9 protein-coding genes are annotated in these 12,979 nt (G+C 70.0%); 1 reads left to right on the top strand and 8 read right to left on the bottom strand.

All coding sequences use genetic code 11. The annotated features are described in order from the left end of the window. Nucleotides 1-35: 35 nt before the first annotated feature. The 8 genes from ABZ707_RS12920 to eccD form a co-directional block, all read right to left on the bottom strand. Complete coding sequence (locus ABZ707_RS12920; protein WP_360172289.1) at nt 36-401, bottom strand: hypothetical protein; 366 nt, start codon at nt 399-401, stop codon at nt 36-38. Then, nucleotides 398-892, bottom strand: coding sequence for a YbaB/EbfC family nucleoid-associated protein (locus ABZ707_RS12915; RefSeq protein WP_360172286.1), 495 nt, complete (start codon nt 890-892; stop codon nt 398-400). The genes ABZ707_RS12920 and ABZ707_RS12915 overlap by 4 nt, the downstream gene beginning before the upstream one ends. Continuing rightward, nucleotides 889-4,149: an AAWKG family protein gene (locus tag ABZ707_RS12910; RefSeq protein ID WP_360172283.1), complete on the bottom strand. Its 3,261-nt coding sequence runs from the start codon at nt 4,147-4,149 to the stop codon at nt 889-891. Before ABZ707_RS12910 ends, ABZ707_RS12915 begins: the two co-directional genes overlap by 4 nt. A gap of 2 nt (nt 4,150-4,151) precedes the next feature. Continuing rightward, complete coding sequence (locus tag ABZ707_RS12905; protein ID WP_360172280.1) at nt 4,152-4,622, bottom strand: type VII secretion system-associated protein; 471 nt, start codon at nt 4,620-4,622, stop codon at nt 4,152-4,154. Between the two features lie 89 nt (nt 4,623-4,711). Further along, nucleotides 4,712-5,032 carry a WXG100 family type VII secretion target gene (locus tag ABZ707_RS12900; protein WP_360172277.1) on the bottom strand — a complete coding sequence of 107 codons (321 nt, stop codon included), beginning with the start codon at nt 5,030-5,032 and terminating at the stop codon, nt 4,712-4,714. A 53-nt stretch (nt 5,033-5,085) separates the two neighbouring features. Then, nucleotides 5,086-5,421: a hypothetical protein gene (locus ABZ707_RS12895; RefSeq protein WP_360172274.1), complete on the bottom strand. Its 336-nt coding sequence runs from the start codon at nt 5,419-5,421 to the stop codon at nt 5,086-5,088. Between the two features lie 171 nt (nt 5,422-5,592). Then, the gene (gene eccB, locus ABZ707_RS12890; RefSeq protein WP_360172271.1) at nt 5,593-7,041 is read right to left on the bottom strand and encodes a type VII secretion protein EccB; all 1,449 of its coding nucleotides are present in this window, start codon (nt 7,039-7,041) and stop codon (nt 5,593-5,595) included. A 27-nt stretch (nt 7,042-7,068) separates the two neighbouring features. Further along, nucleotides 7,069-8,469: a type VII secretion integral membrane protein EccD gene (gene eccD, locus ABZ707_RS12885; RefSeq protein WP_360172268.1), complete on the bottom strand. Its 1,401-nt coding sequence runs from the start codon at nt 8,467-8,469 to the stop codon at nt 7,069-7,071. A 293-nt stretch (nt 8,470-8,762) separates the two neighbouring features. Between eccD and eccCa the strand changes: the two genes are divergently transcribed. Beyond that, nucleotides 8,763-12,710, top strand: a complete 3,948-nt coding sequence (gene eccCa, locus ABZ707_RS12880; RefSeq protein ID WP_360172599.1) for a type VII secretion protein EccCa — start codon at nt 8,763-8,765, stop codon at nt 12,708-12,710. The last annotated feature ends 269 nt before the right edge of the window (nt 12,711-12,979 follow it).

The following is a 12,979-nucleotide window of genomic DNA, read 5'->3' as shown; positions in this document are numbered from 1 at the left end:
CCTGACGTCCTCAGGAAAAGTTATTTCCTGCACTCTCAGTGCTTCCCGCGCCCGTCACCGCCGGACAACACCGTGTCCGTCTTCTGCTGGTGGTCCCGGATCTGCTCGGTCGCGTCGGACTGGGTTCCCTCGATGTTCTCGAGGTTGGTGAGCGTCGCCGACACCAGCGCGTCGAGGGCGCCGAACAGAGCCGTACCGATCCGCAGGCAGTACTCGTTGTTGTCGTTGTACTTCGGCCGGACCTGCCGCGCGAAGTCGTCCGTCCAGCCGGGCCATTCGGTGTAGGTGTTCTCCGCCTGCCTGAAGTCCTCGCCCAGCGCCTTCGCCATCTCGGGGAGCCGCTTCATCCCGTCGATGCTCCGTCTCAGGGCACCGGGGTTCGCCTCGTAGACACCGCTCATGACTGACCTCTCCCTCTCGCCTGCCCGTCGTCCGTGTCCTCGTGGATCTCGTCGCGCAGCCGGTCCCTTCCCGGCCGCCCGGAGCCGGCGCCCGCGCCGCCGCCGAGCGCGGAGCCGAAGATGCGCTCCCACTCGATGTCGACACCGCCGAACTCCGGAACGTTTCCGCTGGGCCGTGTGAGCGGTGCGAAGGTCTCCATCACGCGATGGGCCATCTCCGCGCGCCCCTGGTTCGCGGCCTCCAGCACCGAGGCCGCGAGCTGAGTGGCGTTCATGGACCGGTACTTGCCGTCCAGGAACTTCAGCCCCGCCAGCTCGCCCTGGGGGCCGACGGTGACCTCCACCGCCCGGTCCCGGGAACGCACGGTCAGCGACGCCTGCCGGAGTTCGTCCTCCGCCCGCGCGACGGCGGCCTGTACGGCTTCGAGCTCGGCCATGGCCTGGGCCAGCCGCTTCTCCATCGGGTCCAGGGGCTCTTTCCCACCGCTCATCGGCCGATCACGGCCGGTGCGCCGCCCTCGTCGGTGCCCCAGACGTCCTCTTCCTCCTGCACCCAGGCCTCACGCGCGCGGTCGCCGCTCTGCGTCGCCTGCTGCCCGGGAGCGCCGCCGCCGCCCATCGGGGCGGGATACGGGCTGCCCCCTGTGGTGCCGGTCCGCACCGCGGCCTCCGCGTCGCGGAAGCGGGGGCTCCCGCCGACGGTGCCCGCGCTGCCGCGGCTGCCCCGGTTGCTGACGACCTGGCCGCCGTCGATCACATTGCGGACCCGCTCCGAAGTCGACTGTCCCTGGCCGCCGCCGCCCATACCGCCGCCGCCCATGGGCATCCCGCCCATCGGCATGCCGCCCATGGGCGCCCCGCCCGCCCCGGACCCCGGGAGCGACCCCGTGTTCAGCGGGGTGCCGGTCATCGGTGCGGCGGACAGTCCGGCGGCGGCCGGCGAGGGCCTGTCGTACGGCGATTCGTACGGCAGCTCGTCGTAGAGCTCCTCCTCGTAGGAGGGCGAACCGTACGACGACTGGGAGGAGGACGAACCGTACGAGGGCGACCCGTAGGAGGGCGTCCCGTCACCGCCGCCGTTCAGATAGCCGGAGGTCGTCGTGCCGTCCGGGGAGGTGTGCGTGATCTCGCCGGTGCTCGGGTCGAGGACGGACGTGCTGCCGTCCGGGAATTCCGTGACCACCTGGCCCCGCGGGTCGAGGTGCGACACGCTGCCGTCGGGATTGGGCAGTGAGTCACCGGAGTTGAGCGGGCCGGATATGGAGCTGCCGTCCGGGCGGGTGATGGTCGCCGTGTGTGTGTCCGGGTCGATGGTCGTACGGCTGCCGTCGGGGTAGTCCGTGACCACGCGGCCGTCCTGGTCGAGATGCGGCATACCGAGGTCGCTCCCGCTGCCCGGCAGATCGCCGCCCTGGTACACCGGGCCGCTGATCGTCGGCGGAGCCAGCGACGAGAGGTCGCCCCGGTTGAGCGCGGTCTCCCGCTGACGCTCGTACTCGGCCTCGGCCTGCTTCTGCGCCTCTTCCCGCTCCTTCTCCTTGGCCTCCTGCTTGGCCTCGGCCTCGGCCTGCTTCTGCTCCTGCTCGGCCTGCGCCTCGGCCTGCTTCTGCTCCTGGTCGGCCCGGAGCTGTTCCTGTTTCTGTTCCGCCTCGGCCTGCTTCTGCTCCTGCTCCGCTTCCTTCTGCTCCTGCTTGGCCTCCTGCTCGGCCTCCTTCTGCTCCTGCTTGGCCTCCTGTTCGGCCTGGAGCTGCCGCTGCTCCTTCTCCGCCTCGGCCTGCTTCTGCTCCTGCTCCTGTTCCTTGCGTTCCTGCTCGGCCCTGAGCTCGGCCTCCTTGGCCTCCTGCTTCTTCTCCGCCTCCGCCTGCTTCTGCTCCTGCTCGGCTTCCTTGGCCTCCTGCTTGGCCTCCTGTTCGGCCTGTTTCGCCTCCTGCTCCTTCTTCGCCTTCTCCTGTTCGGCCTTCGCCTGGTTCATCTGCGTGATCTGCATCTGTTCCTGGCGGGCCTGGGCCTCCTGCTGCCTCTTCTCGGCCTCGGCCTGCTTGGCCTCCTGCTCGGCCTCCTTCCGCTCCTGCTCGGCCTTGAGCTCGGCCTCCTTGGCCTCCTGCTTCTTCTCCGCCTCGGCCTGCTTGGCTTCCTGCTCGGCCTCCTTGGCCTCCTGCTTGGCCTCCTGCTCGGCTTCCTTCGCCTCCTGCTTGGCCTCCTGCTCGGCCTGTTTGGCCTCCTGCTCCTTGTCCCGGCGCTCCTGCTCCGCCTTGGCCTCGGCCTCCTTCTCCTCCTGTTCCTTCTTCGCCGCCGCCTCCTTCTCCTCCTGCTCCTTCTTCGCGGCGGCTTCCTTCTCCTCCTGCTCCTTCTTCGCGGCGGCGGCAGCAGCGGCGGCAGCGGCGGCCTGGTCCTTCTGCCACTGGATGAACTCGTCCTGCTTCCGCTGCGCGGCCTCGGCCTCCTCCTTCGCCTTGTCCGCGTCCCGCTCGGCCTTGTCGTCCGCGTAAGTGCTCGACAGGTCCTCGCCGCCCCTCGTCCTGATGGATCCGAGGTCGAAGTTCTTGGTGCTCCAACTGTTGTGCACAAGCTTCAGTGCTTCATCGGCGGGCTTCACGAGATTTTCAACGACGGAAGCCTGCCAGTTCTCTATCGCTCTCTCTCCGACCTTCTTCCAGGTGGATGTCTCGTCCAGCGGACCGAAATCATCGGGCTTTCCGAGCTGAAAGGCGTTCTGACTGAAAGCGCCCGTCGTGTGGTACGTGGTGTAGTAGCTGGTCGTGTAGTAACCGCCCGTGCTGTTCACCTTGTAGGTGATCTGCTTTATATTGTGTTCCCACACATGGTCCGCGATGTCCTTCAACAGGTCATGGAGCCACCGGAGTGGATTCCCCATGTAGAGTTCCCAGTCCATCCAGCGGCGGTGCAGCTCGACCACGGCATTGCGGAAATCGTCCTTCGCGGCGCGTATCTCGTCGCCCTGCTTGGAGCCGGTGGTGCCGGTCCGCATGTCCTTCGCATAACCGGCGTACTGCTTGCTGAGCGTATGGACGAGATTCCAGAAGACGCCGGCCGCCTGGCCGCGCCAGGCGTCGTTCTCCTCCACTCCGACCCGGCGTTCCCACTCCTCCACGGCGTTCTTGCGGTCCACGAAGAACTGCGCGACCCGGTCGAACGCGCCGGCCGCCGTGTCGAAGGAGGCCAGCGAGACGGCCTGGTCGTTCACCACGTTCTTGCCGTTCCACGAGAACCCGTGGGTCCCGTGGTCGTTGTAGAGCAGCGCCTCCAGCGCCCGGCCGGTGCCGTAGCTGTACTGGGTGAGGGCCTCGGTGCTCCAGGTCGCCTTGTCGCCGGACAGGCCGAGGTGGTTCTCGTACTGGCTCTTGAACTCGCCGCCCTCGACCACCCCGCCGGCCGGAGGACCGTCGCCGCTCTTGTTGCCCAGCAGCGTGAAACGCGCCTTGTACATGGAGACCTGGTCGCCCGCCGACGCCGTGTCACCGCTGGTGGCATAGAAGGGGATCACGAAGTCGGTGTTCTCGATACGCCAGCCGGAGTTCTCGACCATCCAGTTGAGGTCGTCCACATCGACATACGTCACCGAGCCCTGCTTGGTGATCTCCACTTTCATCTGCGGGATTCCGTCGTTCCCGATGAGGCTCTGGAACAGCGTGTCCCGCGCGGGCGCGGCGTATCCGGTGAAAAGACTCACGGCCTGCTGCCATGAGTCATTGTCACTGGTGAGCGGTACGACGTTGTCTTCGGCCATGATCAGTCGTCGTCCTCGTCGCCATTTCCGCCGAGAATTTCGTCGACGTCGGAGAAGATGTCCAGGAACTTCTCCCCGTCGATCTTCTCCAGATTTTCGCCCTGTGTCTTGAAGAGCTTTTCGAGCGTGGTCTGAAGATTCTCGTCGATACTGTCGAACAGGATCTTCTGGTCGTCGAGGATGGCCGTGACATCGGTGATCATCTTGACCACCGCGGTGCTCAGATGCTGTCCGTTGGTGGAGGCGTCCTTGACCATTCCGCCGATCGTCAGCGGCAGTGCGGCACCGGGCAGCGCGTCCTCTCCGAGATCACCCTCCGGCAGCAGATTGGACAGCGCGGGCACCACGGCGCCGTCGGAGAGCGTGCCGTCCCCCAGGATCTTTCTGATTTCTTCCTTGAAGGTCTCGATGTCCTGGTTGAGGAAATTCTCCAGCCACGCCTTGTCCAGGTTTACGGGAGCACTGTCCGCCATGCCGTCTTCCTCCTGGTTCGAATCGAACAGGACCTGGGCGGCCGCCCCGCGGTACGCGTGGGCAGCCGCCCGGTGGGTTGCGCCGCGGGTCAGCGACCGACGCGGACGCCCTCCCACAACTGGGTCAGGGACTTCTCGCTGTACTGGTAGCCGTCGGAGACGTCGGTGAGCAGGGCCGAGTGACTGGCGAGCAGGGACTTCATGGCGTCGACGGCCTGGTTCCACGCCGCCTGCTTCTCGCTGTACACCGCCCTGTCGTCACCTTCCCAGGTGTTCTTGAGCTCCTGGAGTTCGGCATCCAGATTGACGAGAATGCTCGCTATCGCCTTGGTCTGCTGGACCATGTCGTCCGCGGCGTTCTGCATGTGGGAGTAGTCGACGTAGATATGTCCGTCGGTGAAATCGCTCATCGCTTGCCTCGTCTCGCAGCGGGGATGGGGGTGGGTGCCGGCCGTGCGCCGGATCAGCCGTGCAGGGCGTCGAACACCGACTGGGACTGGCTGTACGCCTGGTTGATGGCCTCGTTGGAGGACCCCTGGGTCAGACCCTGCTGCCGGAGCGTCTCGTTGAGCGTGTCGATCATCTCCCGGACATTGCGGGAGATGATTTCCGCCTGGTCGTCCCACTGCTTCAGCAGGTCCTGATACGCCTTGCCGTCCGAGCCCTTCAGCCCGGAAGCGAGGTTGAACTTCATGTTCTCGACGTCCTGCCGGCTGTTCTGAATGCCGGTGAACGCCTGCTCAAGGGCGTTGACGCCGTTCTGTGTGGCGCGTGCCTCTGACTGCTGCATGCCCGCCATGGACGTGCACCTCCTGCTGATCGCGTCGAGTCGTCCGGGCAGCTAAACGTAGACAGGCGGCAGTTCCGGGAGCAATGAGTTCCCGGAAGTTCCTTCACTGGACGCCGGTCCTTGCCAACTGCCGTACCAATAATTCTTCCTGACGTAACCTCAGCTCAATGTGAGGCACGGTCATGCACGGCCGCACTTCGCGGCCGTGGTGGTGGCCCGGCCGGTCGCCGCGGCCTCCGGCGTGAGGTCGGGGCCGGTCGGCAGCATGGCCAGCAGCGGAGCCGGAAGCCCCTGCGCCTGGCTCTCCGTATATCCGAGCGCCGCCATCGCGCTCTCCGAGGCCACCCGGTACTTCATACCGGTGTCGGTCACCAGGTAGACAGTGCCGCCCAGCGCGCCGCCGCCCGCGCCCAGCGCGCGCACCAGAGCGCCGCCGCCCGGCCGTACGGTGATCCGTCCGACCGCCACACAGGCCGGCGTCAGCCCCTCCGGCGGGGCCTGCGCGGCGGGGCCGAGAGCGGCCTCCCGCACCAGGGCCACACCCACCCGGGTGCCGGTGCCGCCCGCCTGGATCCGCACACAGGCGGTCCAGTCCCGCTCGACGGCCACCGCACTCGGCGGCGCCTCCGGCAGCTCTCCGGCCGTGCCGGACCCGGAGACCGGTGCGGCCCGCCGGCCGTCCAGGGCGTCCGTCCCCAGCTCGGCGGCGGCCGCGGCGCCGCCTCCGTACACCTTCTTCCTGGTCTCCGGGTCGCCCAGCACCAGCGCGGCCCCGGTGGCCGTCAGCGGTGCCAGCCCCTCGCGCCGCAGCAGGTAGTACCGCTCGGCGGAGCCGGGCACCGTCACCCGGAAGACCTCGCCGATCCGGGTCTTCCTGCCGCTCAGCTCCGGCCCTTCCGCGCCCCTGTCCGGCACCTGGGGCGCGGCCAGATCGGGCCCGGAGGGCAGGGAGTTCAGAAACGCCGCCGACACCCGCACACGCGGCGCGGAACCGTAACCGAGGGCCTCGGCGGCGCCGTGCTCCCGGTCGAGGCGCAGTTTGCTGCCGCGCCACACCAGATAGTCGGCCTTGTCGGGCCCGGTCACCAGCAGCGCCCGCGAGGTGGCCAGACCCTGGCCGCCGGCGGCGGAACCCACGGCGAGGGTGGTGCCGGACGCGCCGTCGGCCGAGCCGGAACACACCTGCCAGGGACCGGTGTCCAGGTCGCCGCCCGCCGGCAGCACATCGGGCGCGCCGCTGATGCCCACGGGCGCGCCGTGCGGGGTGCCGCTCAGCGAGGCGGTCCCGACGCTGCTGGTCGCCATGTCGGCGCCGGCGAGCAGTCGCGCCGACGCGTAGTTGCGCACCGGCCGCAGCCGGCCGTCCAGATAGAGATAGCGGGACCCGGTGTCCTTGTTGACGACCAGCGTCCCGGCCTCCCGCCAGGAGTCCTTGGTGCCCGGCTTGAGCAGACCGAAGACGAACGAGCCCGCCAGCAGCAGCACGGCGATCACCACGCCCATGACGATGCCCCGGTTGGTTCTGCCCTGCGGGCTCTCCGGCGCGTCCGGGTCGCCGCGCAGCATGCCGGACGTCAGCCGCCCCATGACGAACATGTGCGCCTGGACCTGATCACGTTTGGACTGCACAGGGGTGCTCCCTCGGGTTCAGCGGGTTCAGCCGTTGAGGGCGCGCAGGTCGCCGTAGACGCCGAGCACCCACAGGGCGAGAGGCAGCAGGCTGATCGCCGCCGCCGAGTGCAGCAGCTCCGCGGCCCGGCCCCAGTACGGCACGAGCCGGCGCCCCGGCACGGTCCAGGAAAGGATGGCGATGACCGCGGTGGCGGCCAGCAGTCCGCCGGTGGCCAGCAGCCGGGTCTCCGGCGCGGCGCCGTGCACACCGGCGAGGACCAGCAGCACCGCGCCCCACGCGGCGGGCAGCACCAGGGAGAGCCGCTGCCAGACATTGCCCAGCCCTCGGGCGTGCAGCATCAGCAGCAGGACGAGCGCCACCACCATGCAGACCTCGGGCAGTCCGGCCCGGCGCACCAGCAGCGCGAGGCAGCCGGCGCAGACCACGCCGACGGCCCCGTACAGCGAGGTCATCCAGCCGTCCGCGAGTACGGCGCGGGTGGCGACCACGGCGGTGGGATGCGGCTCGATGCCTTCCTGGAGCTGCTGCGCGTTGGTGGGCAGCGGCGGCATCCGCAGTCCGGACATCCGGAACGACAGCGACGGCACAAAGGCGCCGAGCACCACGGCGGTCAGCGCGACGACCCCGGCGGCCTCCTGCGGCGCCAGGTCCGCGGTGATCATCAGGACCGCGCCGAGCGCGCCGAAGGCCGCGACCACGGCCAGGCAGAGGAACAGCGCCGCGAACGACGCCACCGCGGCCAGCGCGAGCACCGCGCCGCCCGCGCCGGCGGCGGACGCGGCGAGCAGCCGGGGCCCCAGCACCTCGTGGGCGTCGGGGCCGGTCAGCTCACCACCGGTGAGCAGCCAGCCGGCGAGCGCCAGATACGGACCGACCATGAAGCCGAGCGTCGCCGCCGCCGCCGCGTCGCCGACCGCGCGTCCGGCGGCGGCGGCCCCGGCGAGCAGCAGCAGTCCGGCGGCGGCGGCGCACAGGGCCCTCGGCGTGACGGATCCGCCGGGCAGCGCGAGCACCAGCATCCCGGTGAGCAGCACGGCCACCGCGAGGCCGCGCAGCAGCCGTCGCCCGGCCTCCGGGCTCCAGCCGTGCGGACGCTGCCGCATGGTGGTGGAGATGCCGTCCACCAGATCGTCGAGGTGCACCTCGGGCAGTGCCTCGGTACGGGGCCTGAGGTAGACCGTCTCGCCGTCGCGCAGCTCGAACGAGTCGAGGGTGCGCTCCTCGTCCATGGGTTCGCCACCGAGCCGCTGGAGCACCCAGCCCCCGTGCTCGATGCCGGATTCCTCCAGGCCGTCTCCCGCGTAGCCGAGAATCGCCGGCAGCAGGTCGGCCACCGGGACGTCGGCGGGCACGGCGAGGTCGATGGTTCTGGCCGGGGTACGCACCGTCAGGCGGCACGCGCCGGCCACCTGGTTGTCAGTCATCGGGCTGGGTCACGCCTCTCCGGTTCCGGCTGCCTGTCCGACGGGCACGTGGGATTCCGGCTTCGATCACCGGGCGATCCACGCGAGGACCCCGAACAGACAGAGAGATGTGCAAGGTTGATCCTTGGCGGTCCGCTCGACGGATCGTAGTATCAGCCGCCCGCCGCCGGGACCACGGACACCGGAATCGGCCGTTCACGCGTGAGCGTTCACCGGCCCGTCCCCGCCGGTTACCGATCCGTCAACCCGCCACGTTTCTGTTTCAGCGCCGTTAAAGGAGACCGTCCTTGAGTGTGGTCCTGTTCCGCAGGCCGGCCCGCAGGCGCGGCCCGGAGATGCCCGAGGGCGAAGTCAGCCTCCAGGAGCCGCCCACGCTGCCCGAGGTGGTCCCGGACTCCTCCGCCGTCTGGACCTATCTCCCGATGGCGCTCATGTCCGTCTCCATGATGCTGATGTTCATGCGCCCCGGCATGGCCCGGGGAAGCGGCGGTTTCATCTATCTCGCACTGGGGCTGATGGTGGTCTCCGCCGGGGCCATGATGGTCGGCCAGGTGATGCGCAGGAGCGGTGAGCGCAAGCAGCGGCTGAAGGGCGAGCGCCGCGACTACCTGCGCTATCTCACCCAGACCCGGCGCAAGGTCAGGGCCGCCGTCGTGGACCAGCAGCGCGCCCTCGCCTGGCGGCATCCGGTGCCCGCCGCCCTGTGGTCGCTGGTCGGCTCCACCCGGCTGTGGGAACGGCGCCCGCAGGACGAGGACTTCGGGGAGATCCGGGTCGCCGTCGGCGAGCAGAAGCTCGGGCTGCGGCTGACCCCGATGTCCACCAGTCCCGTCGAGGACCTGGAGCCGCTGGCCGCGCACGCGCTGCGCAGCTTCATCCGCGCGTATACGACCGTGCCCGAGCAGCCCATCGCCATCTATCTGCGGGCCTGGGCCCGGGTGCTGTTCCGGGGCGACGAGGAGCGGATACGGTCGGTGGCCCGCGCGATCGTCGCCCAGCTCGTGACCTTCCACTCACCGGACGACGTGTGGCTGGCGCTGTGCGTGTCCGACGAGCGGCGGCCGGACTGGGAGTGGGTCAAGTGGCTGCCGCACAACCTGCATCCGCAGGAGAGCGACGGCGCGGGCCCCGCCCGGATGACCGGCTCGGCCTTCAACGAACTGGAGGACCTGCTCGGCGCCGAGTTCCTGGAACGGCCGCCGTTCGACCCCGACTCGGTGCCCGGCCGCGAGGAGCCGTTCACCGTCATCGTGATCGACGGCGGCACCGTCCCCGGCGGCCACCGGCTGGACGGCCCCGGGCTGCGCAACACCGTCGTGCTCGACCTCACCGGCGCGCTGACCTGGCGGCCCGGCCGGGTCACGCTCCGCTTCGACGTGGCCGAGGACTCCTTCGACCTGGTACGCACCGACCGGGACCGCAAGGAGCAGACCACCAGGCTCGGGCGCCCCGACAGCTTCGGCCCGGTCGGCGCCACGGCCCTCGCGAAGCGGCTCTCGCCGTACCGCATGGGCATGGGCACCGATGTCGCGGAACCGCTGTCCACCAATGTCGAACTGACCACCCTGCTGGGCATCCCCGACCTGTTCCGGCACGATCCGCCGACGCTGTGGCAGCGCAACACCGGGCCCAACCGGCTGCGGGTGCCCATCGCGGTCGGCGCCGACGGCGTCCCGGTGGAACTCGACATCAAGGAGTCCGCGCAGGGCGGCACCGGCCCGCACGGCATGCTCATCGGCGCCACCGGCTCCGGCAAGAGCGAGCTGCTGCGGACCCTGGTGCTCGCCCTCGCCCTCGCCAACTCCTCCGAGACGCTCAACTTCGTCCTGGTCGACTTCAAGGGCGGCGCGACCTTCCTCGGCCTGGACGAGCTGCCCCACACCTCGGCCGTCATCACCAACCTCGCCGGTGAGGCCGCGCTGGTCTCCCGGATGCAGGACGCCCTGCACGGCGAGCTGATCCGCCGCCAGGAGCTGCTGCGCAGCGCCGGGAACTACACCTCCGCCCTGGACTACGAGAAGGCGCGGGCCGCCGGGACCCCGCTGGAGCCGCTGCCCAGCCTGTTCGTCGTCGTCGACGAGTTCAGCGAACTGCTCGCCGCACACCGCGAGTTCATGGAGCTGTTCGTGATGATCGGGCGGCTCGGGCGCAGCCTCGGCGTCCATCTCCTGCTCGCCTCGCAGCGGCTCGACGAGGGCCGGATGCACCAGTTGGAGAGTCATCTCTCGTACCGCATCGGGCTGCGCACCTTCTCCGCCATGGAGAGCCGTGGCGTCCTGGGGGTCCCGGACGCGTACCAGCTTCCGCCGCAGCCCGGCAGCGGCTTCCTCAAGTCCGGTGTGGAGGCGCTGACCCGCTTCCGCGCCGCGTATGTGTCGGGCCCCTACCGGCAGCGGCGCGGCACCGCCAACCAGGCCCGGGTGGCCAGCCAGACGCTGCCGTGGACCAGCGGCTATGTGGTGCCGCGCCATCTGCCCGCCGCGCCGGAGCCCGAGCCGGAGTCGGAGGAGACCGGCGACACGCTGCTGTCCGTCGCCGTGGAGCGGCTGCTCGGCTCGGGACCGCCGGCGCACCAGGTGTGGCTGCCGCCGCTGGATCTGCCGTCGACGCTGGACCAGGTCCTGCCGCCGCTGACACCCGACCCCGAACTGGGTCTCACCACCGTCGGCTGGCCGGGCCGGGGCCGGCTCCAGGTGCCCATCGGCATCATCGACCGGCCCTTCGACCAGCTCCGCGATCTGCTGCTGATCGACCTGGCGGGCGCGGGCGGTCATATCGCCGTCGCGGGCGGACCGCAGAGCGGCAAGAGCACCATGGTCCGTACGATCCTCACCGCGCTGGCTCTCACCCACACCCCCCGCGAAGTGCAGTTCTACTGCCTGGACTTCGGCGGCGGCACCCTGGCCGGGCTGGCCGGGCTGCCGCATATGAGCGGGGTCGCGGCGCGCCTGGACAGCGAGCGGGTGGGCCGTACGATCGCCGAGGTCAACACCCTGCTGGCGGCCAGGGAGCGCTTCTTCCTGGACCACGGCATCGACTCCATGGCGACCTTCCGCCGCCGCCGGGACGCCGGTGAGTTCCCGGACGAGCAGCACGGCGACGTCTTCCTGGTGATCGACGGCTGGTCGACCGTACGGCAGGACTACGACCGGCACATCACGACGTTCAACGCCATCGCCGCCCGCGGTCTCAACTACGGCGTCCATCTGATCGTCACCACCGCCCGCTGGGTGGAGCTGTCGTCCGCCGTGCGCGACCAGGCGGCCACCCATCTGGAGCTGCGGATGGGTGACCCCATGGACTCCGAGATCGACATGCGCCGGGCGGCCACGGTCCCCCGGCTCCCCGGGCGCGGCCTGACCCGCGAGGGCAAGCTCCACTACCTCACCGCGCTGCCGCGCATCGACGGCACGGAGCGGGCCGACGACCTCAGCGACGGGGTCGCGGGCCTGGTCTCCGCCGTCGCGGAGAGCTGGCAGGGCCCGCCCGCGCCGCCGGTCCGGATGCTGCCGACCGTCCTGCCGGTGGCGGAACTCCCGTCTCCGGAAGGCGACTTCAGGATGCCGATCGGCCTGGAGGAGGACGAACTCTCCACCGTCTGGCACGACTTCAGCGAGAACCCGCACATGATCGTGGTCGGCGACACCGAGAGCGGCAAGACCAATCTGCTGCGGCTCACGGCCAAGGCCATCATGGACCGCTACACCCCGGCCGAGGCACGGATCATGGTCGTGGACTACCGCCGCGACCTGGTGGAGACGATCCCCGACGCATACCGGCTCGGGCACGCGGTCTCCATCGACGGCCTGCGGGACCTCATCGACGGAGCGGCGCGGGCGGTCAAGACCCGCGTGCCGGGCCCGGACATCGCGCCGGCCCGGATGCGGCTGTGCGACTGGTGGTCGGGGCCGCGGCTGTTCATCCTGGTCGACGACTACGACATGGTCGGTACGGGCCCGATGAACGCGCCGTTCGACCCGCTGCTCGACCAGCTCGCGCTCGGCTACGAGGTGGGCCTGCACATCGTCGTCGCCCGCTCCGCCTCGGGCGCCGGGCGCGGTCTGGGCGACCATCTCATGCGACGGCTCCAGGAGGTCAACACGCCGGGTCTGCTGCTGTCCTGCCCGCCGTCCGAGGGGTACGTCTTCGGCAACGTCAAGGGCCAGATCCTGCCGCCGGGCCGTGCGACCCGTATCGCGAGGCGCAAGACCGTACGGGTGCAGACGGCACTGCGGGACTGACGGGCGCTTGACAGGCGGGACCGACGGGCGGGACCGACAGACGAGTCCGGTCCGAGGGATCGGGCCGGGGTGGGCTTCCGGGAGGGCTTCCGGGCCGGGGCGCGTGTGGCAGCGCGCTCAGGCCGGGGAGCCCTCCCCGCGTTGTGCCGGGCATCGGGATTTCCCCGAGCCGGCCGTCGGTCCGGGGGCCCGTTCGATCTCTCACGGCTAACCTGTTGACGAAATTAGCTTATGACGTTAGCTTTTGCAGTCCAAGGAGTAGCCGGACG

Source organism: Streptomyces sp. NPDC006923 (assembly GCF_040635655.1).
Classification (GTDB): Bacteria; Actinomycetota; Actinomycetes; order Streptomycetales; family Streptomycetaceae; genus Streptomyces.
The sequence above is the reverse complement of the archived record's forward strand: the minus strand, read 5'-3'. Positions and strand labels throughout refer to the sequence as shown.

Bases quoted from the DNA above. Each gene is read 5' to 3' on its own strand.
- ABZ707_RS12920 (WP_360172289.1), bottom strand. From the start codon at position 401: ATGAGCGGTGTCTACGAGGCGAACCCCGGTGCCCTGAGACGGAGCATC.
- ABZ707_RS12915 (WP_360172286.1), bottom strand. From the start codon at position 892: ATGAGCGGTGGGAAAGAGCCCCTGGACCCGATGGAGAAGCGGCTGGCC.
- ABZ707_RS12910 (WP_360172283.1), bottom strand. From the start codon at position 4,149: ATGGCCGAAGACAACGTCGTACCGCTCACCAGTGACAATGACTCATGG.
- ABZ707_RS12905 (WP_360172280.1), bottom strand. From the start codon at position 4,622: ATGGCGGACAGTGCTCCCGTAAACCTGGACAAGGCGTGGCTGGAGAAT.
- ABZ707_RS12900 (WP_360172277.1), bottom strand. From the start codon at position 5,032: ATGAGCGATTTCACCGACGGACATATCTACGTCGACTACTCCCACATG.
- ABZ707_RS12895 (WP_360172274.1), bottom strand. From the start codon at position 5,421: ATGGCGGGCATGCAGCAGTCAGAGGCACGCGCCACACAGAACGGCGTC.
- eccD (WP_360172268.1), bottom strand. From the start codon at position 8,469: ATGACTGACAACCAGGTGGCCGGCGCGTGCCGCCTGACGGTGCGTACC.